22 protein-coding genes and 4 pseudogenes are annotated in these 21,648 nt (G+C 71.7%); 15 read left to right on the forward strand and 11 right to left on the reverse strand.

Annotation, left to right across the window (positions count from 1 at the left end; translation table 11 throughout):
- Positions 1 to 23: 23 nt before the first annotated feature.
- From IE185_RS10225 to IE185_RS10240, 4 genes are all read right to left on the reverse strand, one after another.
- On the reverse strand, positions 24 to 1,094 hold the full coding sequence (locus IE185_RS10225) for an alpha-hydroxy acid oxidase (RefSeq protein WP_229843434.1): 1,071 nt from the start codon (positions 1,092 to 1,094) through the stop codon (positions 24 to 26).
- Between the two features lie 70 nt (positions 1,095 to 1,164).
- Positions 1,165 to 1,932, reverse strand: coding sequence for a TSUP family transporter (locus IE185_RS10230; RefSeq protein WP_138894804.1), 768 nt, complete (start codon positions 1,930 to 1,932; stop codon positions 1,165 to 1,167).
- Between the two features lie 81 nt (positions 1,933 to 2,013).
- On the reverse strand, positions 2,014 to 2,856 hold the full coding sequence (locus IE185_RS10235; protein WP_138894803.1) for a TauD/TfdA family dioxygenase: 843 nt from the start codon (positions 2,854 to 2,856) through the stop codon (positions 2,014 to 2,016).
- Between the two features lie 871 nt (positions 2,857 to 3,727).
- The gene (locus IE185_RS10240) at positions 3,728 to 4,276 is read right to left on the reverse strand and encodes a nitrobindin family protein (protein ID WP_138894802.1); all 549 of its coding nucleotides are present in this window, start codon (positions 4,274 to 4,276) and stop codon (positions 3,728 to 3,730) included.
- A gap of 285 nt (positions 4,277 to 4,561) precedes the next feature.
- On the opposite strand from IE185_RS10240, the gene IE185_RS10245 reads away from it, so the two are divergent.
- The gene (locus tag IE185_RS10245; protein ID WP_208766350.1) at positions 4,562 to 5,419 is read left to right on the forward strand and encodes a hypothetical protein; all 858 of its coding nucleotides are present in this window, start codon (positions 4,562 to 4,564) and stop codon (positions 5,417 to 5,419) included.
- Between the two features lie 50 nt (positions 5,420 to 5,469).
- Here IE185_RS10245 and IE185_RS33055 read toward each other — a convergent pair.
- Together IE185_RS33055 and IE185_RS10250 are read right to left on the reverse strand one after the other, a co-directional pair.
- Positions 5,470 to 5,736: pseudogene (locus IE185_RS33055) on the reverse strand (GNAT family N-acetyltransferase); the annotation flags it as partial.
- Positions 5,715 to 6,528 (reverse strand): annotated as a pseudogene (locus IE185_RS10250) (pirin family protein); the annotation flags it as partial. The pseudogenes IE185_RS10250 and IE185_RS33055, both read right to left, overlap by 22 nt.
- A 97-nt stretch (positions 6,529 to 6,625) precedes the next feature.
- Here IE185_RS10250 and IE185_RS10255 point away from each other — a divergent pair.
- The gene (locus IE185_RS10255) at positions 6,626 to 7,042 is read left to right on the forward strand and encodes a VOC family protein (protein WP_138894801.1); all 417 of its coding nucleotides are present in this window, start codon (positions 6,626 to 6,628) and stop codon (positions 7,040 to 7,042) included.
- Between the two features lie 29 nt (positions 7,043 to 7,071).
- Positions 7,072 to 7,401, forward strand: a complete 330-nt coding sequence (locus IE185_RS33060) for a hypothetical protein (RefSeq protein ID WP_229843442.1) — start codon at positions 7,072 to 7,074, stop codon at positions 7,399 to 7,401.
- 101 nt (positions 7,402 to 7,502) lie between these two features.
- On the opposite strand, the pseudogene IE185_RS33065 reads toward IE185_RS33060, so the two are convergent.
- Positions 7,503 to 7,853: pseudogene (locus IE185_RS33065) on the reverse strand (SDR family NAD(P)-dependent oxidoreductase); the annotation flags it as partial.
- Positions 7,854 to 7,890: 37 nt separating this feature from the next.
- On the opposite strand from IE185_RS33065, the gene IE185_RS10265 reads away from it, so the two are divergent.
- Together IE185_RS10265 and IE185_RS10270 are read left to right on the forward strand one after the other, a co-directional pair.
- Positions 7,891 to 8,586 (forward strand): 4'-phosphopantetheinyl transferase family protein, encoded by a 696-nt coding sequence (locus IE185_RS10265; protein WP_138894810.1) that lies wholly within the window; start codon positions 7,891 to 7,893, stop codon positions 8,584 to 8,586.
- Between the two features lie 117 nt (positions 8,587 to 8,703).
- Positions 8,704 to 10,152 carry a glyceraldehyde-3-phosphate dehydrogenase gene (locus IE185_RS10270; protein WP_138894799.1) on the forward strand — a complete coding sequence of 483 codons (1,449 nt, stop codon included), beginning with the start codon at positions 8,704 to 8,706 and terminating at the stop codon, positions 10,150 to 10,152.
- A gap of 107 nt (positions 10,153 to 10,259) precedes the next feature.
- On the opposite strand, the gene IE185_RS10275 is transcribed toward IE185_RS10270, so the two are convergent.
- The 3 genes from IE185_RS10275 to IE185_RS10285 form a co-directional block, all read right to left on the reverse strand.
- Positions 10,260 to 11,765: a membrane-associated oxidoreductase gene (locus tag IE185_RS10275; RefSeq protein WP_138894798.1), complete on the reverse strand. Its 1,506-nt coding sequence runs from the start codon at positions 11,763 to 11,765 to the stop codon at positions 10,260 to 10,262.
- A 114-nt stretch (positions 11,766 to 11,879) separates the two neighbouring features.
- Positions 11,880 to 12,254, reverse strand: a complete 375-nt coding sequence (locus tag IE185_RS10280) for a GvpU-like protein (RefSeq protein ID WP_138894797.1) — start codon at positions 12,252 to 12,254, stop codon at positions 11,880 to 11,882.
- A gap of 71 nt (positions 12,255 to 12,325) precedes the next feature.
- Positions 12,326 to 13,321 (reverse strand): M28 family peptidase, encoded by a 996-nt coding sequence (locus IE185_RS10285; RefSeq protein ID WP_282960768.1) that lies wholly within the window; start codon positions 13,319 to 13,321, stop codon positions 12,326 to 12,328.
- A 353-nt stretch (positions 13,322 to 13,674) separates the two neighbouring features.
- On the opposite strand from IE185_RS10285, the gene IE185_RS10290 reads away from it, so the two are divergent.
- The 3 genes from IE185_RS10290 to IE185_RS10300 all read left to right on the forward strand — a co-directional run bounded on the left by IE185_RS10290 (position 13,675) and on the right by IE185_RS10300 (position 16,955).
- Positions 13,675 to 14,481 carry a GntR family transcriptional regulator gene (locus IE185_RS10290; RefSeq protein WP_138894796.1) on the forward strand — a complete coding sequence of 269 codons (807 nt, stop codon included), beginning with the start codon at positions 13,675 to 13,677 and terminating at the stop codon, positions 14,479 to 14,481.
- 355 nt (positions 14,482 to 14,836) lie between these two features.
- A complete protein-coding gene (locus IE185_RS10295) occupies positions 14,837 to 15,160 on the forward strand; it encodes an alpha-amylase inhibitor (protein ID WP_138894795.1) in 324 nt (107 codons plus the stop codon).
- 913 nt (positions 15,161 to 16,073) lie between these two features.
- Positions 16,074 to 16,955, forward strand: a complete 882-nt coding sequence (locus tag IE185_RS10300) for an SGNH/GDSL hydrolase family protein (RefSeq protein ID WP_138894794.1) — start codon at positions 16,074 to 16,076, stop codon at positions 16,953 to 16,955.
- Positions 16,956 to 16,989: 34 nt separating this feature from the next.
- On the opposite strand, the gene IE185_RS10305 is transcribed toward IE185_RS10300, so the two are convergent.
- Positions 16,990 to 17,433, reverse strand: a complete 444-nt coding sequence (locus IE185_RS10305; RefSeq protein WP_138894793.1) for a MarR family winged helix-turn-helix transcriptional regulator — start codon at positions 17,431 to 17,433, stop codon at positions 16,990 to 16,992.
- 109 nt (positions 17,434 to 17,542) lie between these two features.
- Here IE185_RS10305 and IE185_RS10310 point away from each other — a divergent pair, with 109 nt between their 5' ends.
- The 7 genes and pseudogenes from IE185_RS10310 (at position 17,543) to IE185_RS10340 (ending at position 21,604) form a co-directional block, all read left to right on the forward strand.
- A complete protein-coding gene (locus IE185_RS10310; RefSeq protein ID WP_138894792.1) occupies positions 17,543 to 18,103 on the forward strand; it encodes a quercetin 2,3-dioxygenase in 561 nt (186 codons plus the stop codon).
- A gap of 2 nt (positions 18,104 to 18,105) precedes the next feature.
- Positions 18,106 to 18,252, forward strand: a complete 147-nt coding sequence (locus tag IE185_RS10315) for a DUF1427 family protein (protein WP_208766450.1) — start codon at positions 18,106 to 18,108, stop codon at positions 18,250 to 18,252.
- 47 nt (positions 18,253 to 18,299) lie between these two features.
- Positions 18,300 to 18,521, forward strand: coding sequence for a XapX domain-containing protein (locus IE185_RS10320; protein WP_189715016.1), 222 nt, complete (start codon positions 18,300 to 18,302; stop codon positions 18,519 to 18,521).
- Between the two features lie 16 nt (positions 18,522 to 18,537).
- Entirely contained in the window at positions 18,538 to 19,449 is a 912-nt protein-coding gene (locus IE185_RS10325; RefSeq protein ID WP_189715018.1) for an alpha/beta hydrolase, read from the forward strand.
- Between the two features lie 166 nt (positions 19,450 to 19,615).
- Positions 19,616 to 20,008: pseudogene (locus tag IE185_RS10330) on the forward strand (carbohydrate ABC transporter permease); the annotation flags it as partial.
- Between the two features lie 32 nt (positions 20,009 to 20,040).
- Positions 20,041 to 21,069: a LacI family DNA-binding transcriptional regulator gene (locus IE185_RS10335; RefSeq protein ID WP_138894959.1), complete on the forward strand. Its 1,029-nt coding sequence runs from the start codon at positions 20,041 to 20,043 to the stop codon at positions 21,067 to 21,069.
- 61 nt (positions 21,070 to 21,130) lie between these two features.
- A complete protein-coding gene (locus tag IE185_RS10340) occupies positions 21,131 to 21,604 on the forward strand; it encodes a MarR family winged helix-turn-helix transcriptional regulator (protein WP_138894960.1) in 474 nt (157 codons plus the stop codon).
- Positions 21,605 to 21,648: the final 44 nt, after the last annotated feature.

The following is a 21,648-nucleotide window of genomic DNA, read 5'->3' on the forward strand; positions in this document are numbered from 1 at the left end:
GGTCGAAAGGGCCGGAGGCAGCGTCAGGCCCGGGTGGCGAAGTCGGGACCGATGTCGGCGACCGAGGCCGCGCCGAGTTGGAGGAGCGTGTCCTTGATCTCGTCCTTGAGGAGGCGCAGGACCGCTTCGACGCCCTCCTGACCGGCGAGTCCGAGGCCCCACAGGTAGGGCCGGCCGATGCACACGGCGTCCGCTCCGAGGGCGAGAGCCTTGACCACGTGGACCCCGGAGCGTATGCCGCCGTCCATCAGGACCAGGCCGCGGCCGGACACGGCCGCCGCGACCTGTTCGAGCGCGACCAGACTCGGTATCGCGCCGTCGAGCTGGCGGCCGCCGTGGTTGGAGACGATGACCCCGTCCGCCCCGAGGTCGAGGCACCGCTCGGCGTCCTCGGCGCGCAGGATGCCCTTGACCACCAGGCGCATGCCGGTGAGGCTCCGGATCCATGCGAGGTCTTCCCATGTCAGGGGGAGGCGTTCGATGCGCGCACCGTCCGGGATCGCGCCGGTGAGGATGCCCAGGGCGCGCAGATTGCCGAAGTCGACATGGGCGGGTGTACGGAAGCCCGCTCGCCGGGTGGTGATCCGGCGGGCCGCGTGGCTGGCGTCGACGGTGACCACCAGAGCGGTCGCGCCGGCCTCCTCCGCCAGGGCGATCGTCGCGGCGACATCCTCCCGGGACCGGTAGGCGTAGAGCTGGAACCAGCTGTCGCTCTTGACCGACCCGGTCACCTCGGGGAAGGCATGGTGACTGTCGGTGCTGACGATGGAGACCGTTCCCAGGGCCTGTGCCGCCCGGGCTGTGGCGATCTCCGCGTCGTCGTGCAGCAGCCGCTGTGGGCTGGTCGGAGCGAGCAGCACCGGCAGGGCGAGCCGCTGCCCGAACACATCCACCGAGGTGTCCGGGTCCTCGCTCGCGCTTCCGAGAGCCCGGGGCCGCAGCCAGACCTGGTCGAACGCTTCGACATTGGCACGCACCGTGACCTGCGTATCGGCGCCGCCGGCGACGTACGCCCAGGAAGCGGAGTCGAGCACGGAGTCAGCTGCACGCTCGAAGTCGGGCAGGGTCAATAAAGCGGACAGTTCCCTTGCCATTAACTCTCCTGTCTGAGATCTCACCCGTCGCCGTCGCGGAGAATTTGCCCCAGCGACGCGGGGAGTTCACTTAAGCGAACTGATCGAATCCCATCTTGATCACCATTCCGGTGACCACAAGCACCAGTACCACCCGCACGAAGCCGGAGCCCTTTTTCATCGCGGTACGTGAGCCGATCATCGCGCCCGCTATATTCCCCACAGCCATTCCGAGACCGATGGCCCACAGAACGTTCCCCTGCCACGCGAAAACCGCCAGGGCGCCCAAATTGGAAGAGGCGTTGATGACTTTCGCCATGGCAGCGCTCTCCAGGAACTGCGTGGCAAGGAGGGTGGTGAAGGAAATAATGAGGAAGGTGCCGACTCCGGGGCCGAATACGCCGTCGTAGAAACCGATCCCGACGCCCGCCAGAACAATGGCCGTAATACGGCGGCGCCGGGTCACGACGGTAGCCGTCTGCTGCACTCCGAAACTCGGCCTGAAGGCTACGAAAAGTGCCACCGCGACCAGCAGAGCCATGATGACGGGCCGGAAGTAACTGGTGGGCACGCTTGCCGCGGACAACGCCCCCAGCGCGCCGAACGGGACCGCGAGCACCGCTGCCGGCACGAGGACCGAGCGGTCCAGGCGGGTACGCCGCTGGTACATGTACGCGGCGGTCGCGGTGCCCATGACGGCGGCGATCTTGTTGGTGCCGAGCGCCGTCGCGGGCGGGTACTGCGGGAAGGTCAGCAGCAGCACAGGGATGAGGAGCACCCCGCCCCCGCCCACGACGGCATCCACCCACCCGGCTGCCGTCGCGGCGACGAGCAGCCCGAGTACCTCGTACAGATCCACTCTTCCTCATTCGTGTCACATGGGTCACCCTCGGGCCGCGTGGCACGACGTCAGGCGCATGGGCATGGCTGTGGGCGCGGGTCAGACGACGCCGCGGATGTCCGCCATCGCGGGCAGCACACGGGGGTGCCGCATCATCCGCTGAGCCCACAGCGGGGTGGAACGCAAGGAGTAGAACCGGCGCAGCCACCGGTCCCGCCCGTCGTAGCGGGGCTGGAACGCGCTGCGCCCGTGCACCACCACGTGGTTGTCCAGGACGACGAGGTCGCCCGGCGCGAGTACCAGATCGCGGCAGACGCTCTCCAACGCCTCGGTCAGCGCACGCAACACGCGTTCCCCGCCGGCGTCGGCAGCCCGTGTGTTGTGCGAGTTGAAGCGGATGAACGGCCGGCCCGCGGGCCCGAAGACCACCGGGTGAGGCCCCGCCGAGGGGCGCGGGCCCTCGGTGTTCCGGGTGAAGGAGGTCGGGTACAGGCTGTGGAACTGTGGCTTCCGCAGCTCTGCCACCTGGTCTTCGGTGAGGAGCGGCAGCGCGTCGCGCACGGACGACAGGCGGGTCGCGGCGACCGCCTCGTGGTCCTGACGCAGACAGAGCAGCCCGAGGAAGTCCGGCCGCAGGGGATGGTGCACGTTCTCCGTGTGGAAGTCGAAAGCGACCGACCCGCTGTTCTCGATGTGGTGCTCTTCGCCGCGGACCGGGTGCACATCGTGGAACAGCGCTCCCGACTTCTCATCCTGGTATCCGACGAGGGAGCCGAGGAGGTCCGCCACGAGCATGAGAGTGCCGTTCGTGAAATGGTGGTCGAGAACCCCGATTCCATGAACCGCAGGTGTTTCCGGGGGATCGCCCACCATCAGGCCGCGAAGCAGAAAGTGTCCATCTTCCCCGCCCCCCGCCCCGAAGTCGAGCAGAGACTTCCGCATTCCTTCGGGGAGGTCGAGTAGAAGTCCCGAAAGGACGATGGGAGGTGAGTCGGAGAGTCGGCCCGCGAGCGCAGACAACTCTCGCGTCTTGATGGCCTCGGGTTCGGTTAAGTGATAGCTCGTCACACCTTCAGCGGTGATGGTCACAATCCCCCTCCTAGCTTCGCGTTTGCACTCATCGAAGACGTTGACGAACCTAACCCGCGCAAATTCGCTCCGTCAACAAAAGATTTCGGACGGCGACCGGGCTTGTTAAAGAGAGCGGCAACTAGTGGAAAGATGAACTAATTCCACTCAAAAGGGATGACCTATCAGATACGGCGGATACGGCGGATACGGCCCGCACCGTAAGGTGTGATCACCGCGGTTGTCCCTGACCTGCACCCGGCCTGAGCTGCCCTGATGATCTCTACGTAAAGAGGCTGCGGGACTGCGGAGGGTAGGGGCGGCCGCTCCGAAGATCGTCGACGGCCGGGAGAACGGGGTCGGTGCCGGGTGCCGCCTGTGCGCGCTTTCACGCCATCCGTCATCCGATGGGACAGGCCTCAAAGGACGTGTCCCTCCTCACACCACCAGAGGAAATTTTCCGCGCGCACCCCGGCGACCAGGGGATTCACCCCGACCCGAAGGCCGTCCGCGCTGTGGTCCCGGACGTACCGGCCGGCCGTGCTTGAGCCTCCGCTGCCGCGTGTCCGTCGAAGACGCCGCCGGCGCCGGGCCACGGAGTTGGAGGTCGCTCAGGGGCGGGGCCTGAGCCGGACCCTGGCCGTCGGTGCCGTCACCGCGATGCTCTGGGTCGCCGTGACCGCGCAGCGGTTCCGCCGCAGCCACCAGCCACCCGTGCCGGCAGGGGCTTGTGCCCCGGTGGCGGCTAGCGTCTCCCTCCGCGTCGCAGCCGCGCCGACAGGTGGTGCTGCAGGGGCTGCCCGACCGCCGCCAGGTCGTGGACGAAGGTGAGGGTGTCCTCGTCCGTCAGGGTGTAACGGCGGCGGGTGGCGTCGACCTGCTTGGCGGTGGGGGCGAGCGCCACCTGATGGGTGGCGAGGTCGACAGCGCCGTCGGCCGCGCGGCCGACCGAGATCTCCGCGACGCCGGTGGGCTGGGTGATCAGTGCCTCCACCCGCCCGTCGGGCTGAAGCCGCCACCAGCCGCTCTCGCGGGCCGACGGCCGCAGCGGCTCGCCGTCGGCGTCGAGCAGCCAGGCCCGTGCCTCGTAGTGGAGGAAGGGCCTCCCGTCGTGACTGAAGGTGACCTCCTGTGCGTACGAGAAGTCCTCGGCCAGCGTCGGATACTCGCCGCGGCCCCGGCCGGCCCACGTGCCCAGGAATCCGAGCAGCGGCGCGAGCAGGGGGTGCGGCGCGGGTGACGCGTCCGGTCGAAGGGCGTCGGGATACGGGTGCTTCTGATCCGGGTCGAACATGCGGTGCGCTCCTGGGTCGAGGCGGGTGCCGGGTGCAGCCTAGGGCGTCGGTCCGCGCGCCGCCGTCCGCGACAGGACCGGGCGCACCCGACCTCGGGGGAGGCTCCGTCACCGTGCCGAACCGGCCAACTTGTCACAACCCGGCTCCCCGGGGGCCGGCCACGGGAAAGTCTCGGCCCGGTGAGGGTCCGGCCCGCCGCAGGCGGTGTGAGGCCCTCGCGGTCATGTGAGCCGCCGTCTTCACCGCGGCTGCTCCGGTCGCTCCCCGACAGACAGGAAGCACGCATGCTCGGACAACTGCGCACCCTCGCAGCCGCCCTGGCGGTCACCGCGGTCATGGGCGCCGGCACCGCCCACGCCCAGGAGCCGGCCGAGCGGCCTGCGAAGCGCGTGTACAACTCCATGCAGTTCGCCCACCCCTCCTCCCCCGACGCCTTCTGCACGATCGGCGCTGTGGGCCTGGACGACTACGGGCGCAAGACAGCCATCTCCGCCGGCCACTGCGGCCCGGGCGCCGCCTACGCGGACCGCGAGATCCACGAGAACGTCCTGCCCGTGTACGACCGTCAGGACTTCGCGTACGGCCCGATCGGGTACATGCGGTACTTCAAGAGCGCCGAGGGCTCGATGACCGGGCACCCGACCAAGGACTACATGGTCATCGAGCTGGTCCCCGAGGTGACGCTCTCCTCCCAGGGCCCGCACCTGAAGCAGACCGGCATGGTGGAGGTCCCCGGCGGCGCGGCGTCCCCGAACGCCCCGACGCCCGCGCGCGACAACGAGCGCCTGCTCGGGGCGGGGCTCTTCGACAACAACGAGCTGGTGGTGTCGGGCCAGTTGGGTGTCTGGTACGGACGCGTCACGAACAACGCGGGCGGCATCTACCAGTCCCACGCGCCGCACCAGGCGGGCGACTCGGGCGGCCCGGCCATCCGTCACGTGCCGGGAAGCGCGTACCCGTCCGAGGCCAACGGCTGGCAGGCACAGGGGCCTTGGGCCGGGATCACCAAGGCGCGCATCCTCGGGTTCCCGCCGTACGTCTACACCAGCTCGGCCAACATCCTCGGCGACCTCCGTGCCCGGGACGCCGCCGATCCCGCCGACGTCCACGGCGCGGGCTTCGAGGTGACCACCCAGCCGTAGGCGGCGGCTCGTGCAGCTGATGCCAGGGGAAGCGTCGCGGCACGGGGTGGTCAGTGCGGCAGCACCGTCTTCAGCCACCTCAGGACATCGGTCGTCACCGGATCGGTGATGTCGGCGAACTCGTCGTGCTTCGTGAGGAACTTCGCCACGTACGGGCAGACCGGCACGATCCGCTTGCCGGAGGCCCGCACGTCGCTCAGCGCCTGCTGTACGAGGACGGCGGCCAGGCCCTGTCCCGCGAAGGCGTCGTCGATCCCGGTGTGGTGGAACACGCGCTGGCGGTCGCGGTACGCGGTGTGGCCGGCGGTCTCGCCGCCGGGGCGGGCAGACGCCCTGCCGTCGTGGCCGTCGACCGCGCCGAAACGTTCGGACGCGTTCTCCCACGCTTCCCTGGCTGCGACGACGTCCTGGTGGCTGCGGCCCACGGAATTCCACCACATGACGATCTGTTCCTCGAACGGTGTTCCACCGAGCAGGACCACCCGGGCGGTGGCGTCCGTGTCGTTCGACAGGGTCAGCGTGTCGTGCCCTGTGCCGAGGTAGCCCAACTCGGCGCGCGGCACGGTCGTTCCGGCCGTGCGGACCTGCCCCTCGTCGACGAGGAGGCCGTGCTCGAAGCCGGCGTCCACCGGAGCGTGACGGCCGCGCGCGGCCCGAGGAGGAGTTCGGCGCCGAGCAGGGGCGTGAAGGTGGGGACCGGAGAGGTGTCACCCGCCAACGTGCCGAGGAACACCCTGATCTCAGCCCCGTCCACCCGCACCGGACGGGGTACACAGTGCTTGAAGTCCCGCCCGGTGCGGCGGTGTTCGCCGCGCAGCGCCACCCACAGCTGGACCCCGTGCAGGACGGTGGTGCGGGAGGAGGAAACCTCCGAGTGGCTGATGCCGTACCCGCCCGTCATGAGGTTGAGCTCACCCGGCCGTACGAAGGCGTGGCTGCCCAGGCTGTCCTGGTGCTCGATCTCCCCGCTGAACAGCCGGCTCAAGGTCTGCAGGCCGGTGTGCGGGTGGGGGCCACGTCCGTGCCCCCGGACTCGGCGACGTCGTCGGGCCCGTAATGGTCGATGAAGCACCAGGCGCCGATGAGGGTCCGCGCCCCCGCTGCGGCAGTGTGCGCCGTACCGACCGCCCGGGGAGCCGTCCGGCTTGGCGGCAGTCCTTCGCCTAGGCTGTCATAGCTGACATTTCCGGATGAATGGAGCGTTTCATGTCTTCCCGCCTGAATCCTTACATCAGCTTCGACGGCGAAGCCCGGTCGGCCATGGAGTTCTACAGGGAGGTCTTCGGCGGCACCCTCTCCCTGAACACCTTCGGGGAATTCGGCGAGGAGAAGGCCGGGGACGCCGCCGACAAGATCATGCACGCCATGCTGGAGACGGACAGCGGCTTCACCCTCATGGGCGCGGACATCCCGCCGGGGATGGAGCACCAGCCCGGGAACAACATCGCGGTGAGCGTGAGCGGCGAGGACGCCGGGGAACTGCGCGGGTACTGGGACAAGCTCTCCGCCGACGGCACGGTCTCGGTGCCGCTGGAGAAGCAGATGTGGGGCGACGTCTTCGGCATGTGCACGGACCGTTTCGGCATCACGTGGCTGGTCAACATCAACCAGCGGCCGGCCTGAGCCGAGCCCGGCGCACCTTCCGCGAGGCCATGGAGCCGACGCTGTACGCGTCCCGGCTCGGTGACGCGCGCCACGGGGCGGCGGGGATCGGCGCCGAGCGGACCGGCGCCCTCGTGGCCGGCCTGCTGCGGTACGCCGGCCGGCCACGGACCGGCGCGGAGATCGCGGGCTGGCTGGAGGAGCGCCTGGGTGCCCCGATGGACCCGGCGGCGCAGCGGATACTGCGGGGCAGTACGCCCCGCTGTGGCACGCGCCCACCGGAGGGCCCTGATCGTTCGAGACCCGGCCCTCGTACGTCGCGGCGGCCACGCGGCCTGCGCCGGCGGATTCCGAGGCCGCTGCCGGGCTGCGGACCCTGATCCGCCGCTACCCGGAGGGCTTCGGCCCGGCGTCGGTGGCGGACATGCCCGAACTCCTTGGCCAGCGCCTGGGTGAGGCCGATGATCCCGGCCCTCGACGTCGAGTAGTTCGTCTGTCCCAGGTTGCCGACGACGCCGCCCACGGAGGAGAGTGCGACGACCGTGCCCGTACGGCGCCGGATCATGGAGCGGACCACCGAGCGCAGCAGGTTGTACGTGCCGTCGAGATTGGTGCTCAGTACGGAGTCCCACTCGTGACCCTCCGGTGACCAGGGCCACCTGTGTCTCCTGATCCGCCTGTGCCTTGTGATCCGCCTGTGCTTCGTGATCCGCCATGCCGCCCCCATCCGTGCGAATGAGTCGAGCGTGGGTTCACTGGCTGTATCCGGCCTGTACGGCATCCGGCACGGCCCCCGGGGCCCGTGGTGGCTCCCGGTAGCGTTACCGCCCATGACCCTGCTTCCGACCGGTGGCCCGGTTCCGGCCGGCGTGCTGACCTCGCTGCTCCCCCCGCAGGTCACCGCCGTCGACACCTTCCACGACAGCGCCGGACCCCACGACGGCGGCGCACGCCTGCTGTTTCCGGAAGAGGAGGCGCTGGTCGCGGCGGCCGTCGCCAAGCGGCGGCACGAATTCACCACCGTCCGCCACTGCGCGCGCACGGCCCTGGCCAGTTTCGGCTTGCCTCCGGCGCCGGTCCTCCCCGGCCCCAGAGGTGCGCCCCGGTGGCCGGACGGGATGGTCGGCAGCCTGACGCACTGCGCCGGTTACCGGGCGGCGGCCGTGGCCCGGGACACGACGGTCGCCGCCCTCGGGATCGACGCCGAACCGGCCGAGCCGCTGCGCGACGAGGGCGTGCTGAAGCTCGTCACCCTCGCCGACGAGCGCACCGCGCTGCGCGCGCTCGCCGCACACCGCCCCGGCGTGCCCTGGGACCGGCTGCTGTTCAGCGCGAAGGAGTCCGTCTACAAGGCGTGGTCGCCGCTCACCGGCCGGTGGCTCGGCTTCCACGACGCCCGGGTCACCCTGCGCCCGGACGGCACCTTCACGGCCGACCTGCTGGTGCCGGGGACCACCCGGGCGGGCACCACCCTCACCGGGTTCGACGGCCGCTGGCAGGTCCGCGACGGCCTCGCCGTCACGGCCGTGACGGTGCCGCCGGAACACGGGGCGCGTACGGCGTGAAGGGCCCCCCGCGGCCGGCCCGTTCCGGCCCCGCGGCCCGCTCCGGTGGCACCGGCTGAAAGATCAAAACAGCGGCGGGTTAGCATATGAGCGCCGCCTAGCTCGAAAGATAAACCTGTGACTGTCAATGACGACTCGTTCACCAGCTGGAAAACTCGCGAGGAGATCGCGGAGTCGATGATCCCGATCATCGGGAAGCTGCACCGGGAGCAGGACGTCAACGTCCTGCTTCACAGCCGCTCCCTGGTGAACAAGTCGGTGGTCAGCATCCTCAAGACCCACCGCTTCGCCCGGCAGATAGCCGGCGCGGAACTGTCGGTCACCGAGACGCTCCCGTTCCTGAAGGCGCTCACCACGCTCGACCTGGGCCCGTCCCAGATCGACATCGGGATGCTCGCCGCGACGTACCGGACCGACGGCCGGGGTCTGTCCGTCGAGGAGTTCACCGCCGAGGCCGTCGCCGGCGCCACCGGCGCGAACAAGATCGAGCGCAGCGAGGGACGCGACGTCGTCCTCTACGGCTTCGGCCGCATCGGCCGCCTCGTCGCCCGCCTGCTCATCGAGAAGGCCGGCTCCGGCAACGGCCTGCGCCTGCGCGCCATCGTCGTCCGCGGGGGCGGCCGGGCCGAGGACCTCGTCAAGCGCGCCTCACTGCTGCGGCGCGACTCGATCCACGGCCAGTTCCAGGGCACGATCACCGTCGACGAGGCGAACAGCACGATCGTCGCCAACGGCAACGAGATCAAGGTGATCTACGCCAACGACCCGTCCGAGGTCGACTACACGGCGTACGGCATCAACGACGCCATCCTCATCGACAACACCGGCAAGTGGCGCGACCGCGAGGGCCTGTCGAAGCACCTGCGCCCCGGCATCGACAAGGTCGTCCTGACCGCTCCGGGCAAGGGCGACGTCCCGAACATCGTGCACGGCGTCAACCACGACACGATCAAGCCGGACGAGCAGATCCTGTCCTGCGCGTCCTGCACCACGAACGCGATCGTCCCGCCGCTGAAGGCGATGGAGGACGAGTACGGCGTCCTGCGCGGCCACGTGGAGACCGTCCACTCGTTCACCAACGACCAGAACCTGCTGGACAACTACCACAGCTCCGACCGCCGCGGCCGTTCGGCGGCGCTCAACATGGTCATCACCGAGACCGGCGCCGCCTCCGCCGTCGCGAAGGCGCTGCCCGAGCTGAAGGCGAAGATCACCGGCAGCTCGATCCGCGTACCGGTGCCGGACGTCTCGATCGCGATCCTCAACCTCCAGCTGTCGCGCGAGACCACCCGCGAGGAGGTCCTCGACCACCTCCGCGACGTCTCGCTGACCTCGCCGCTCAAGCGTCAGATCGACTTCATCAACGCCCCCGACGCGGTCTCCAGCGACTTCATCGGTTCGCGCCACGCCTCGATCGTCGACGCGGGCGCCACCAAGGTCGAGGGCGACAACGCGATCCTCTACCTCTGGTACGACAACGAGTTCGGCTACTCCTGCCAGGTCATCCGCGTCGTGCAGCACGTCTCCGGCGTCGAGTACCCGACGTACCCGGCCCCGGCGGCCTGACCCGGACGCACCGCACCGACCGGCCCGGCCCCCGTCGACGGGGGCCGGGCCGGCGGCTTTCCCGCCCGCACGGCCGCCCCGGTCGAGGGGGACAGCACGGACGGCGCCTACTGGCGGTTCAGGGACCGCGTGATGCCGGCCGCGACCGTCGTCACCAGGACCCACCCGGTGGCGATCAGCAGGTACGACAGCCACTGGTACCAGCCCTGCGGCGCGAACGCCCCCTCCTGCCCGAAGCCGATGATGGGCAGCAGGAGGTCGAGGGTGTAGAAGACGGGGTTGAAGTCCGGAGCCTCTCCGGGCTTCAACGGGCGCGGATGCTCCAGCGCGAACGCGCAGGCGCCGGTGAGCAGTAGAACCAGCAGCCACCCGGCGGCGCGCATGGGGCGAAATCCGTAGCCGACGGTCGTGTCCTGGAGGTGCCCCCAGGCCCTGGCGTACCGGGGCAGGGTGCGCCGGTGGCGGCGGAGCTTGGCCAGTTGGACGGTGCGGGCGGCGGCTTCGTCCCCCACGGCGCGGTACGCGGTGGTGAGCTGCTCGTAGGCGTGCGGGAGATAGCCGCTCTCCTCGCGTTCCAGCAGCGGCAGCCGCTGCTCGGCGGGGAGGTGCGGGGCGAGGCTCCGGTAGGTGAGGCCGTCGAGGCGGACCTGGTCCGGCCACGCCTGAGGCGGGACGTGCAGCAGGTCGAGCTGGGAGCGGCGGAGATTGACGGTGCCCCGGATCGGGGGGACCTCGCGCAGCCACAGCTCGCCGATGACGCAGCTGCTGGCGCGCAGCGCCTGCCCTCCGGGGTTGCTCAGCCGTGCGTAGGCGAAGTTGAGCTGGCGCGGGACGCGGGCACCGCTCAGGTCGACCCGGCCGTGGGCACGCAGCCGCACGGCCCGCAGGTCGGTGCCGACCGACAGGGTCTCGGCGTGCAGGGCGGTACCACCGGAGGCGTGCAGCTCGGCGTCGTCGAGGTTGATCTGGCCTCCGACGGTGGCGCCGTTCAGCCGGACCTCGCCGTGGGCGTGGAGGCCGACGGCCCACACGTCGGCGCCGATCACCGCGTGGTTGAGCTGCAGGACCGGTTCCCCGGTCGCCTCGTCCGACGGGTCGGGCGCGTCCGGGCCGCCAGGTGCGGCGGGGGTGCCCAGCCGGGCCCCGTTGAGGAAGAAGGCACCGGCGACCTGTGCCCCGGCGAGCCGCACAGGACCCGCTATGCGGCAGCAGGTGATGCGGAGGACCACGTCGACCCGGAGTGTGCCGGCGGTGAGCCCCGGGAGCACCGATTCGCTCAGCACGAGGGCGCGGACCTGCGCGCCGTACAGGTTCGGTGACTGCTCGAAGTAGCAGGACCGCAGCCGTACGGCGTGATCGACGGTCCCGTACATGAGGTGCAGCTGTCCGGTGACGCGCGCACCCGTCAGTTTCAGGCCCGCCGTCTCACCGTCGCGGGTCGGCCCGTTGAGCAGCAGCGCCCGCAGGACTTCGGCGCGCACGGTCCGCTCCGGTCCCCAGAGGGCGCCGGCGGCGGGGTCCTCGTCGTCGCTCTCCCGGAAGTCGACACCACCGTCGACGGCGAACGCCTGCCAGACGCGGTGCTCCGCCGGTGTCAGGTCGGTGATCTCCATCGACCGGATGCTGTCGCGCGGCAGTTCGACCTGTCAACCGCACGCGCCCGGGCCCCGGCTCGGCACCGGTGAGGTGGCGTGCCGGGGCCCGCGCGGCTGTCGGGGTATCGAGAGTCAGTGGTCCGAGTAGCTGAAGTCACCCACCGTCCACGCGCTCACGTCCTTGATCGCGATGCGGTACATCCCACCGGTCTCGGGAATCCCCACGCTGCCCTGGAGGATCCTCGCGACGTGGAAGTGCAGATGAGTGGGGGGCTCGGCACCGTCGGGGTGCGCGGGGGCGCTGGACGCCATGAAGATGCCGGAGAACGGGCCCAGGCGATCGGAGTCCTTGAGTACCTCGGCAACTCGCTGCCGCCACACCGCTTCGGGAGCCAGGCGTCCGGTGATCACGGCGCCGCCCGTGACGACGGTGAGGGACATCTGATTGCAGTGCTCGGACTCAACCATGGCGGCGACATCGACGAGCAGACCATCAGGGTTCGACATGGCACGTGATTTTACTACCGTCCGGACCGGCCGGTAGTCCGGGTACCGCCCCCGTGGCGGAGGCGGCGAACTCACCAGGACGCAGCGGTGGCGGCGGTCGCGACGGCGACCGACGCCAGGCGGCCGTAGTCGAGGGTGTCCGGCGTGTCGGTCGGCCGGTGGTAGTGGGGATTGCGGAAGTTCGCCGTACTGGTGAGCATCAGGGCCGGGATCCCGGCGTTCCAGAAGGACGCGTGGTCGCTGCGGTCCAGGTGGAGCAGCGGGGGCACCACGAGGCCGGCGAGCGCGCCGAGCAGGCCGTTCGGTCGCGGGTCGCGCAGGGTGAGCGCGGGCAGGCTCGGCTCCGCCGCCTGTGCCGCCCGCCGCCACGCCGAGGCCGCGCGCGCGGTCGCACGCCGGTGGACGACGAGGGTGAAGTCACCCCGTCGCCCGCCCGCTCGGACCTGGGCGGCCGCGTGGGGGAAGGCCGCCCGGAAGCCCGCGGGCATGCGCTGGGTTCCGGGCGCGGTCGCGAAGCAACCGACGGACTCCAGGCAGATCATGCCCGCCACCTGGCGGCCGAGCTCCCGGGCCGCGAAGCGGGAACCGATCATGCCGAGCTCCTCCATGTCGAAGAACAGGAGGGTGACGGCGGGCGGGCGGCGCAGCCCGCCCAGCAGGCGGGCGATTTCCAGCAGCGCGGCCACGCCCGAGGCGTTGTCGTCGGCGCCGGGGCTCGCGTCGACGGTGTCCAGGTGCGCGCCGACGACCACGGTGGGCCGGTCGTCGGCCTCCGGCAGGCGGGCCACGAGGTTCGCGCCGGTCAGTCGTCTGTGCAGGCGCAGTTGGAGCGCTACGGCCCGTTCGCCCCCGCCGTCGGTGCCGCCCAGCCGCCACCGTACGTCGAACGGCTGCCGTTCGGTCCGCCAGCCCGCGGCGGCCAGTTCGCGCGCCACGTGCGCCTCGGCGCGCCGCATGGCCTCGGGGGCCCGGTTGCGGCTGCGCGGGCGGTCGGCCAGGAACTCCACGTCGCGCCGCAGGCGCAGCGGGTCGACCCGCCGGTTCAGTTCGTCCACGAGCGTCGGCACCCCGGTTCCACCACCTTCCTCTCGCCGTGCGAAGCGGCTGCCTGCCCTCTCGATGATGGTGCATTCCGTCCGCCCGCGCGTCCCGGAGCCGAGCGGGCACGGCCCGGCGCCGGGCGGGCGGGCCGTGGACTTCGCGACCCGTTCCTCTTCGGCCGGTGCCCGGGTACGTGGCCCCCTGGGTCCCGTACCTCGCAGCGCCGCGTAGCAGCCGGTCGGCGCGCCAACCGGGGAGAGCACCCGGCAGGCAATTCAGGCCAGGCAGGCCGAGTTCGGGTCGCCACAGGTGTAGACCACTGCTACCTTGGTCGCGCTTCCCGCACGCTTCGTAGCAGCCTGTGACGTGAGAGGTCCTCATGCCCCGTTCATCGCGCCCCGAGCTTCCCGCCACCCCCGTGTACCTGCGCATCGCGGCAGCGCTCGCCCGGGACATCGAGCAGGGCACGATCCCCGTCAACTCCAGACTGCCCGCCGAACGCGCGCTGGCCGCGCGGTTCGACGTCAACCGCCAGACCGTACGGGCGGCCCTCCAGCACCTGCGCGACCAACGGCTGGTGCTGACGGACCGCCGGGGCACCTACGCCGTCGACCGGGCCTCCCACGACACTCCGCCCGTTCCCGCGCCGCGGTCGGCGGCACGGGACCTGCCGCCCTTTCCGGCTCCGTCGGCCGGAGGGCCCACCTCCGGCCGGCTGTTCAGCGCGTCGGTGTCACCGTCACTGGCGCAGCAACTCGGCCTGGCCGCAGGGCGGACGACGCTGATCCACCACCATCGCGTCCTCAACGCGGCGGGCAAGGCCGTCGAGGACGCCGTCACCTACTTCTCGCCCACGGCGGTGGCCGAGGTCCCCGAACTGGCCCGCTATCTGACGCGTGTCCCGGTCAGCGATCCCGATCTGAGCCTGCTCTACCTGTGGTTGGAGCGGGCCGGGCTCCGTACGGTCGTGCGGGAGGCCATCACCCTCACGCGGCACGACAGGCGAGGTCCCGCCGCCCCCGGCCTGACCATGCGGCGGCGCGTCCACGACCAGCACGCCCGCCTGCTCGCCCTGACGGACCTCGGGTTCACGCAGCCCTGGCAGGAGATCACGCTGGAGTACACGAACCCATCCGCCAGCACCCACATGCTTCGCCCCCTGCCGCCCCTATCAGTCGGCACGTAGGCGGCGTAAGGACGCGTGGACGCCCCGGCCCGCTCGGCGTCGATTTCCGCGCGTTCTCACCGCCCTCGCGCACCCGCCGGTGATGCGGCGGCGCCGGGCCCCTCTCCTGCGGCGACGCCCGCGGGGCCGCGCCGGACCGCCGCACGTCTCCGCGACCCGTACGCCGCCCGCCGGGACACCCCACCCACCACCACGTGTCGGCCGAGCTGGGCTTCACGTCCCGTACGCGCCTCGACGACGCGGCGTCCGGCGGCACGGCGAGAGCTTGCGCAAGATGGCGGAATCTCTTTCAAGCGGTCGGCCGCCGTCTCTACTCTCACTTCGTACCGTTCGAGAAGTGAAGGGTTGATCACCAATGCAGCGCACCTCGCGTTCAACCGCACGTATTGTTTCAGCAGGTTTGACCGCCGTGGCCGCATGCCTCACCCAGGTGAGCGGGGCCGAAGCGGCCAACCGTAGCGAAACCGCGCCCACTTGTGTTCACTATTCGACGAGTTGGCGCTACACGTTCGTCACCAACACCTGCGACACCACGCAGCACGTGACGGTCGAGTACAACGACGGCAGCACCGTCCCCTGCCGGACAGCCGGGCCCGGCGACACGGTGACCTTCCCCGGATACGGCACCGGGGACAACGGCGTCCGGGCCGTGCTCCTGTGCGCCGCCGCGCCCCTGTAGGACATGACCGCGCGAGGCGGCGGCAAATGGTGCGCCCGGGACCTGTCCCCCGCAGGCAGGCCCGGGCGACGGGCGGGACCGTCAGGTGCCCCCCGTTCTGGGGCGGCGCCGGTCACAGGGACAGTCCGTGGCCGTACGGGAAGACCGGGTCCCGCGTGTCGTTCGGCAGCCGGACTGGCGGGACCGGCGCGGCTCGGTGGCCAGGTCGGCCCGCGGGTGGAGGGCCACACGGAAGCCGACGGCGAGGTACTCGCGACGTACGGTCGCGCCGAACTCCTCGACGAGGGCGGCGCCCCCGATGGCGGCCAGGCCCGGCGGTTCGGGCGGGCGGAGAACGCGCCGGCGTTGAAGGAGGCGCCGGGGTCGTCGGTGAGGGCTCCGGACTGCCGGACGCACCGGGCGCCTGACCGCCGTGACGCGCCGGCCACGCCCTGACCTCGTCGTCGCTCTCGGGGCTCCTTGAGCAACACCGCTCGGCGCCCCTTCGCCGTACACGGCTTCCCTCGGCACGGCCGCCGGTGCAGGCGTTCCCCGGCAGCGGCGAACCCCGGGGCCACCTGACGCACCCCGACGCGGCGAACCGTGCCCCGTGGCGTACGCGGCGTGACGTACGCGTCAACTCGGGCTCCAGAGATGCCATTTGGCGTGCCCCTGGCCACCCCCCGCCGGCCCCCCAGCCGAGCAAGGCGCCGATGGGCGCCCGGAACTATTTAACGCCCAACATCTTGACGCCCCGTCAGGCCGGCCACATATTACGAGCCAGTACAACCGACCAGTAACACTGCGCGCAGTGCCCTCGCCCATCCCGGCGGCAGGCGGACGGGACCGCCTGCCGCCGGTCCGGTGCGCCAACCGGCCCTCCCCGGCGGCCGGAAGGTGCCCGATCCCCGCACCCCACACGAGAGGCACCGTCATGCGATCAGTTCCAACGAGCCGTCGCGCGCGTACCGCCGCCGCCGTCACCGCCGTCACCGCCGCCCTGGCCACGGCAGCCGGACTCGGGGCCGGCCCCGCCGCCGCCGCCGACGCCACGGCCGGCCGCTACGTCGCGCTCGGTGATTCGTACGCCTCGGGAGCCGGCGTGCCGGCCCAGGTCGACTCCGCCTGCATGCGGTCCGACGTCAACTACCCCGCTCTGGTGAACGCCGCGCTCAGCCCCGCCGCCCACAAGGACGTCACCTGCGGAGGGGCCACCACGGTGCACATGACGTCGGCCCAGAACACGTCCGCGCCACCGCAGTTCGACGCGCTCAGCGCCGACACCGACCTGGTCACGCTCACCATCGGCGGGAACGACGTCGGCTTCGCCAACATCATCCTGCGCTGCGTGACCCTCGGAGCGTTCAACCTCGGCGGCTCGCCCTGCAAGAGCAGTTACACCTGGACGGGCACCGACCAGCTCGCCGCCACCGTCGACGCCACCGCCCCCAAGATCGCCGCCGCGATCGACGGCATCCGCCAGCGCGCTCCCAAGGCCAGGATCCTCGTCACCGGTTATCCGGCGATCCTTCCCGACAACGGCACCAACTGCCCCTGGGTCGTCACCATCGCCAAGGGCGACGCCCCGTGGCTGCGAGACACCCACAAGCGTCTCAACACCATGATCGCCACCCAGGCCGCCGCGCGCGGAGCCGTCTACGTCGACACGTACACCAAGTCCGTCGGCCGCGACATCTGCAAGCCGGCCGGGACGCGCTGGATGGAACCGCTCGTCACCAACGCGGCGGCGCCGTTCCACCCCAACGCGGCCGGTGAGCGGGCCATGGCCGACGCAGTCCTCGCGGCCGCCCGCTGACCGGAACGCACCGCACGGCACAGGGCCGCGCCGGTCAGGGAGCCTCCACCAACGGGGGCTCCCCCAGCGGGAGGGTCAGTGCCTCGCGCAGGGCGTCGACGGCCGCGGCGCCGATCCGTTCGGCCAGGACGCCCTCGATGACGACGAGGGTGTCCTGGGCCCGCCGGTGGACGCGGGCGCCCTCGGCGGTGGGGCGGATCAGGCGGCTGCGGGCAGAGGCCGGATCGGGCGCCTGCTCCAGCAGCCCCATGCCGATGAGGCCGTGCACGGCCTGGTGAGCGGTCTGCCGGGTGACGCCCGTCCGGCGGGCGAGCTCGGAGACCGTGGTGCCCTCCTCGTCGAGGGCGGCGAACACAGCCGCCTGCCCCACGGTGACCGGCTGTTCGCCCGCGGCCCGCATGCTGGCCAGCAACGCGTCGTCGAACCACCGCTTGGCGTCGCCGAGCAGTCGGGGCAGGTTGCGCGCGGGGCTCGTCATGGCTCCTCGGAGGTACGGGGCTTCGAGCATAGCGACAGCACGGGGGCTGCCCCCGCCGCCAATGTCAGGTACCCTGACATTGATCGCTTCGTCGTGCCGGAGGTTTGCCATGACCATGGAGTTCGCCCGTCCGCACCGCCCGGGGTCGCACATCCCCGCCGAGCCGGGAAGGCCCTACTTCATCGAGAAGGGCCTGGGCGACCGCGCCCACCTGTTCACCGACCTGGTCACCGTCTACGCGGGCGGTGAGCAGACCGAGAACGCCTTCAACTTCTTCACCGTCGAGGGCCCCAGGGGCGACGTCATCCCGGCCCACCTCCACCGCGACACCTACGAGGTCTTCTACATCACCGACGGCGCGGTGCGGCTGTTCGTCGAGGACCTGGAGGGCGAGCAGCACGAGAAGCTGCTGACCGCCGGCGACTTCGGTTTCGTACCGAAGAACTGCCCGCACGCCTACCGCGTCGAGCGCCACCACAGCCGGGTCGTCGGCGTCGCGGCCGGGCCCGGCGGCACCTTCGAGCGGTTCTTCGAGAACCTCGGCACCCCGACCGGAGAACTGGGCCTGCCCCGGGAGCCGTACGTACCGGAGCCGCACGCGTTCGCCACCGTGCCCCAGCGGTACGACGTGCGCTTCCTGCCCGACCACCAGTGGCGCACCGGGAGCTGACCGTGGCGTACGCGCGCATGCTGCTGACCGGGACACTGGTCGGCGTGCTCTACGCGGCGCTGCGGGTGAGGGCCCCCGCTCCCCCGCCCGTCGCGCTGTTCGGCCTGCTCGGGATGATCGTCGGACAGACCGCCCTGAGCGCGCTGTGAAGGCCGTACGCCGCACCCGCCCGCCCCGGTGCGCGCGCCCTGCCGCGGTGTCGTTCGCCGCAGGGGTGGCGATGGGCGGCGTGTGCTGGGCCGTGGGGCTCACCGCGCCCGCACCGACCCTGCTCGGCCTGGCCGGACTGCTGGGCGTCGGCCTCGGCGAGCGCGCGGCCACGGCGCTCGGCGCCCGGCTCTCCCGCCGCCGCGCGCGTCCCCGCCACCCGCTGCCCGCACGCCCGCTGCCCGACCGCCCCCGGAAACCGGCTCCCTAGAAGGAAAGAGGCACCCATGCCGTTGACGCCCGAACTCGCCGCGTTCCTCGCCCCGCCCCCTCCCGCCCGGCTGCCGCTTCCGCCCGCCGCGCACCCCGTCGCCGGTGTGCGGCTGCTGCGCGGTGTCCCGTACGCCGTCCGCACGGGCGTCCGGCCCCTCGAACTCGACCTGTGGCTGCCCGACGGGTCGCCGGGTCCGCTGCCGGTCGTCGTCTACCTCCACGGCGGTGGCTGGCGCGCCGGCACACGTACGGAGATGGGGCCGCGCTTCCGCGGCCGGCGCCCCGACCCCTTCGCCCGTCTCGCGCGGGCCGGTTTCGCCGTCGCCAGCGTCGACTACCGGCTCAGCGGCGAGGCCCGCTATCCGGCGCAGCTCGACGACGCGACAGCGGCTGTGGCCTGGCTCGACGCCCGGGCCGGTGAACTCGGCCTGGACACGCGCCGCACCGTGGCCTGGGGCGAGTCCGCCGGCGGTCACCTCGCCGCCCTGCTCGCCCTCACCGCCCCGGTGAGCGGCTGCGTCGTCTGGTACGGGCCCACCGACCTGACCACCCTGCCGGACCAGTCCGGCCCCGGCGCGTACGACGCCGCCGACCCCACCACCCGGGAGGCCCAGCTGATCGGGGCGGCGATCGCCGACGCACCCGCCCTGGCCCGCGCCGCCAGCCCGGTCACGCACGTCACCGCCGACGCGCCGCCGTTCCTCGTCCTGCACGGCACCGACGACACACTCATTCCGCTCGCCCAGGGCGAACAACTGGCGGCGACGCTGCGCGCGGCGGGCGCCGCCGTCGACTTCCGGGCCGTCCGGGGCGCCGATCACGGCTGGGCGGGGCTGCCCGACGAGGAGGTCGAACGCTGCTTCGCCGCCTCGGTCGACTTCGCCCGCGCCCGCACCGCGGCCCAGCCGCCACCCGCGCGCCCGTGACCCGCGCGCCCGCACGCGTCGGCGGGCCGGAGCCTCGCACCGGCCCGGGGACGGCAGCGGTCAGCGGTGCCGGAACCAGCTCGCGGCGGGGAGCAGTCTGTTGTCGTAGTCGAACAGGGCCTGGTTCTCCCAGCCGTTGCCCGAGGAGGGGTCGGCCGGGTCCCAGCCGTACGGCGTCTACCTCGGCCGGATCTACGCCGAGGCCGCCATTCCCACCGAACTCGTCGAGGCGGGCCGGGTGGACGGCGCGGGCGAGTGGCGCATCTTCCTGCGGATCGCCGTCCCGATGATGTCCCCGGGCCTGGTGACGATCTTCCTCTTCCAGTTCGTGGCGATCTGGAACAACTTCCTGCTGCCGTACATCATGCTCGGCGACGACGAGAAGTTCCCGATGACGGTGGGCCTGTTCACCCTGCTCGCGCAAGGGTCCAACACGCCCGCCCTCTATACGCTGGTGATCACCGGAGCGCTGCTGGCGATCGTCCCGCTCGTCGCCCTGTTCCTCGTCATCCAGCGGTTCTGGAGTCTCGACCTGCTCTCCGGAGCCGTAAAGTCCTGAGCGCCCCAGGACGGGGAAGAGGGGAACAGAACATGAAGCGCGGCACAGAGGGCAAGCGCCGGCCGGTGACGATCCACGACGTGGCGCGCGAGGCGGGAGTCTCGCGCGGCACCGTCTCGCGCGTCCTCAACGGCGGCCACTACGTCAGCCCGGCGGCCCAGACGGCCGTCAACAGCGCGATCCGCAGGACGGGTTACGTCGTCAACCGGCACGCCCGTTCGGTGATCACGGGCAGATCCGACTCGGTGGCGTTCCTGCTGACCGAGCCGCAGGAGCGCTTCTTCGAGGACCCCAACTTCAATGTGCTGCTGCGCTCGTGCACCCAGGCGCTGGCCGCCCAGGACATCCCGCTGCTGCTGATGATCGCGGGCAGCGAGGCCGAACGGCGGCGCAACCTGCGGTACATCGCGGCCGGACACGTGGACGGGGTCCTGCTGGTCTCCAGCCACTCCGGTGATCCCGTGGTCAGCGACCTCCAGGCGGCCGGTGTGCCCGTGGTCGCCTGCGGGAAGCCGCTGGGGCAACGTACGAGGGTCAGTTACGTCGCGGCCGACGACCGGGACGGGGCGCGGGAGATGGTGCGCTACCTGTACGCGTCGGGCCGCCGCAGGATCGCCACGGTGACCGGCCCCGCCGACACCCCCGGTGGCGTCGAGCGTCTCGCCGGGTACCGCGAGACGCTCGCCGAGTGCGGCCTGCCCGCCGACGACGCGCTGATCGCGGCGGGCGACTACAGCCGGGACAGCGGGGAGGCGGCGGCCGAGCTGCTGCTGCGCCGGTCGCCGGACCTGGACGCCGTGTTCGTGGCGTCGGACCTGATGGCGCAGGGGGTGCTCGACGCGCTGGCGCGCGCGGGGCGGCGGGTGCCCGAGGACGTGGCCGTCGGCGGCTTCGACGACTCGCCCGCCGCGCTGTCGACCCGTCCACCACTCACGACGATCCGTCAGCCCTGGGACCGGATCAGCACCGAGATGGTACGGATGCTGCTGGCCATGATCCGGGGGGAGGAGTCGGCGGCCGTGATCCTGCCGACCGAGCTGGTACGGCGCGAGTCGGCCTGAGAGCGGCCGACGAGCAGTAGGTATGTTGACATAGGTATCTGGCCATACTTATATTGCACGTATGGCCACCCCCAGCGCGTCCGAGCAGGACCCCCGCCGCATCGCCTCCGGGCTCGCGGCGGTCCTGCCCGCGCTGCACCGGGCCCTCGACCGCCGCGTCGCCCAGGACTTCCCGTACCCCAAGCCGCCCGAGGGCCACCTGGCCCTCCTGCGGCTCGTCGGGGATCGCGACGGCGTCACGGTGCGCGAGGCCGCCGACGTCCTGCTGATGAAGCCGAACAACGTGAGCGCCCTGGTCACCCAGCTGGCCGGCCAGGGACAGTTGGAGCGCCGGCAGGATCCGGCCGACAAGCGGGTGGCGCACCTGCATCTGACGGCCGAGGCACGGCGCCGGCTGACAGCGGTCGACACCCTCATGGCCGGGTACGTCGCCGAGGCGCTCCACGCGCTCACCGACGGGGATCTCGACGCCATCGGGTCCGCCCTGGGCGCCCTCCAGGGGCTGGCGCGGCACATTCACCCCGCCGCCGGCTGACGGACCCGCGCTCCCGCGCGGAGGTCCGCCGCCGCACACCCCCG

It is taken from the genome of Streptomyces chryseus, from assembly GCF_014650755.1.
Taxonomy (GTDB): domain Bacteria; phylum Actinomycetota; class Actinomycetes; order Streptomycetales; family Streptomycetaceae; genus Streptomyces; species Streptomyces chryseus.

Excerpts from the sequence above, each read along its gene's own strand:
- IE185_RS10225 (WP_229843434.1), bottom strand. The coding sequence starts at position 1,094 with ATGGCAAGGGAACTGTCCGCTTTATTGACCCTGCCCGACTTCGAGCGT.
- IE185_RS10235 (WP_138894803.1), bottom strand. The coding sequence starts at position 2,856 with ATGCGGAAGTCTCTGCTCGACTTCGGGGCGGGGGGCGGGGAAGATGGA.
- IE185_RS10240 (WP_138894802.1), bottom strand. The coding sequence starts at position 4,276 with ATGTTCGACCCGGATCAGAAGCACCCGTATCCCGACGCCCTTCGACCG.
- IE185_RS10245 (WP_208766350.1), top strand. The coding sequence starts at position 4,562 with ATGCTCGGACAACTGCGCACCCTCGCAGCCGCCCTGGCGGTCACCGCG.
- IE185_RS10255 (WP_138894801.1), top strand. The coding sequence starts at position 6,626 with ATGTCTTCCCGCCTGAATCCTTACATCAGCTTCGACGGCGAAGCCCGG.
- IE185_RS33060 (WP_229843442.1), top strand. The coding sequence starts at position 7,072 with ATGGAGCCGACGCTGTACGCGTCCCGGCTCGGTGACGCGCGCCACGGG.
- IE185_RS10275 (WP_138894798.1), bottom strand. The coding sequence starts at position 11,765 with ATGGAGATCACCGACCTGACACCGGCGGAGCACCGCGTCTGGCAGGCG.
- IE185_RS10280 (WP_138894797.1), bottom strand. The coding sequence starts at position 12,254 with ATGTCGAACCCTGATGGTCTGCTCGTCGATGTCGCCGCCATGGTTGAG.
- IE185_RS10290 (WP_138894796.1), top strand. The coding sequence starts at position 13,675 with ATGCCCCGTTCATCGCGCCCCGAGCTTCCCGCCACCCCCGTGTACCTG.
- IE185_RS10295 (WP_138894795.1), top strand. The coding sequence starts at position 14,837 with ATGCAGCGCACCTCGCGTTCAACCGCACGTATTGTTTCAGCAGGTTTG.
- IE185_RS10300 (WP_138894794.1), top strand. The coding sequence starts at position 16,074 with ATGCGATCAGTTCCAACGAGCCGTCGCGCGCGTACCGCCGCCGCCGTC.
- IE185_RS10305 (WP_138894793.1), bottom strand. The coding sequence starts at position 17,433 with ATGACGAGCCCCGCGCGCAACCTGCCCCGACTGCTCGGCGACGCCAAG.
- IE185_RS10310 (WP_138894792.1), top strand. The coding sequence starts at position 17,543 with ATGACCATGGAGTTCGCCCGTCCGCACCGCCCGGGGTCGCACATCCCC.
- IE185_RS10325 (WP_189715018.1), top strand. The coding sequence starts at position 18,538 with ATGCCGTTGACGCCCGAACTCGCCGCGTTCCTCGCCCCGCCCCCTCCC.
- IE185_RS10335 (WP_138894959.1), top strand. The coding sequence starts at position 20,041 with ATGAAGCGCGGCACAGAGGGCAAGCGCCGGCCGGTGACGATCCACGAC.
- IE185_RS10340 (WP_138894960.1), top strand. The coding sequence starts at position 21,131 with ATGGCCACCCCCAGCGCGTCCGAGCAGGACCCCCGCCGCATCGCCTCC.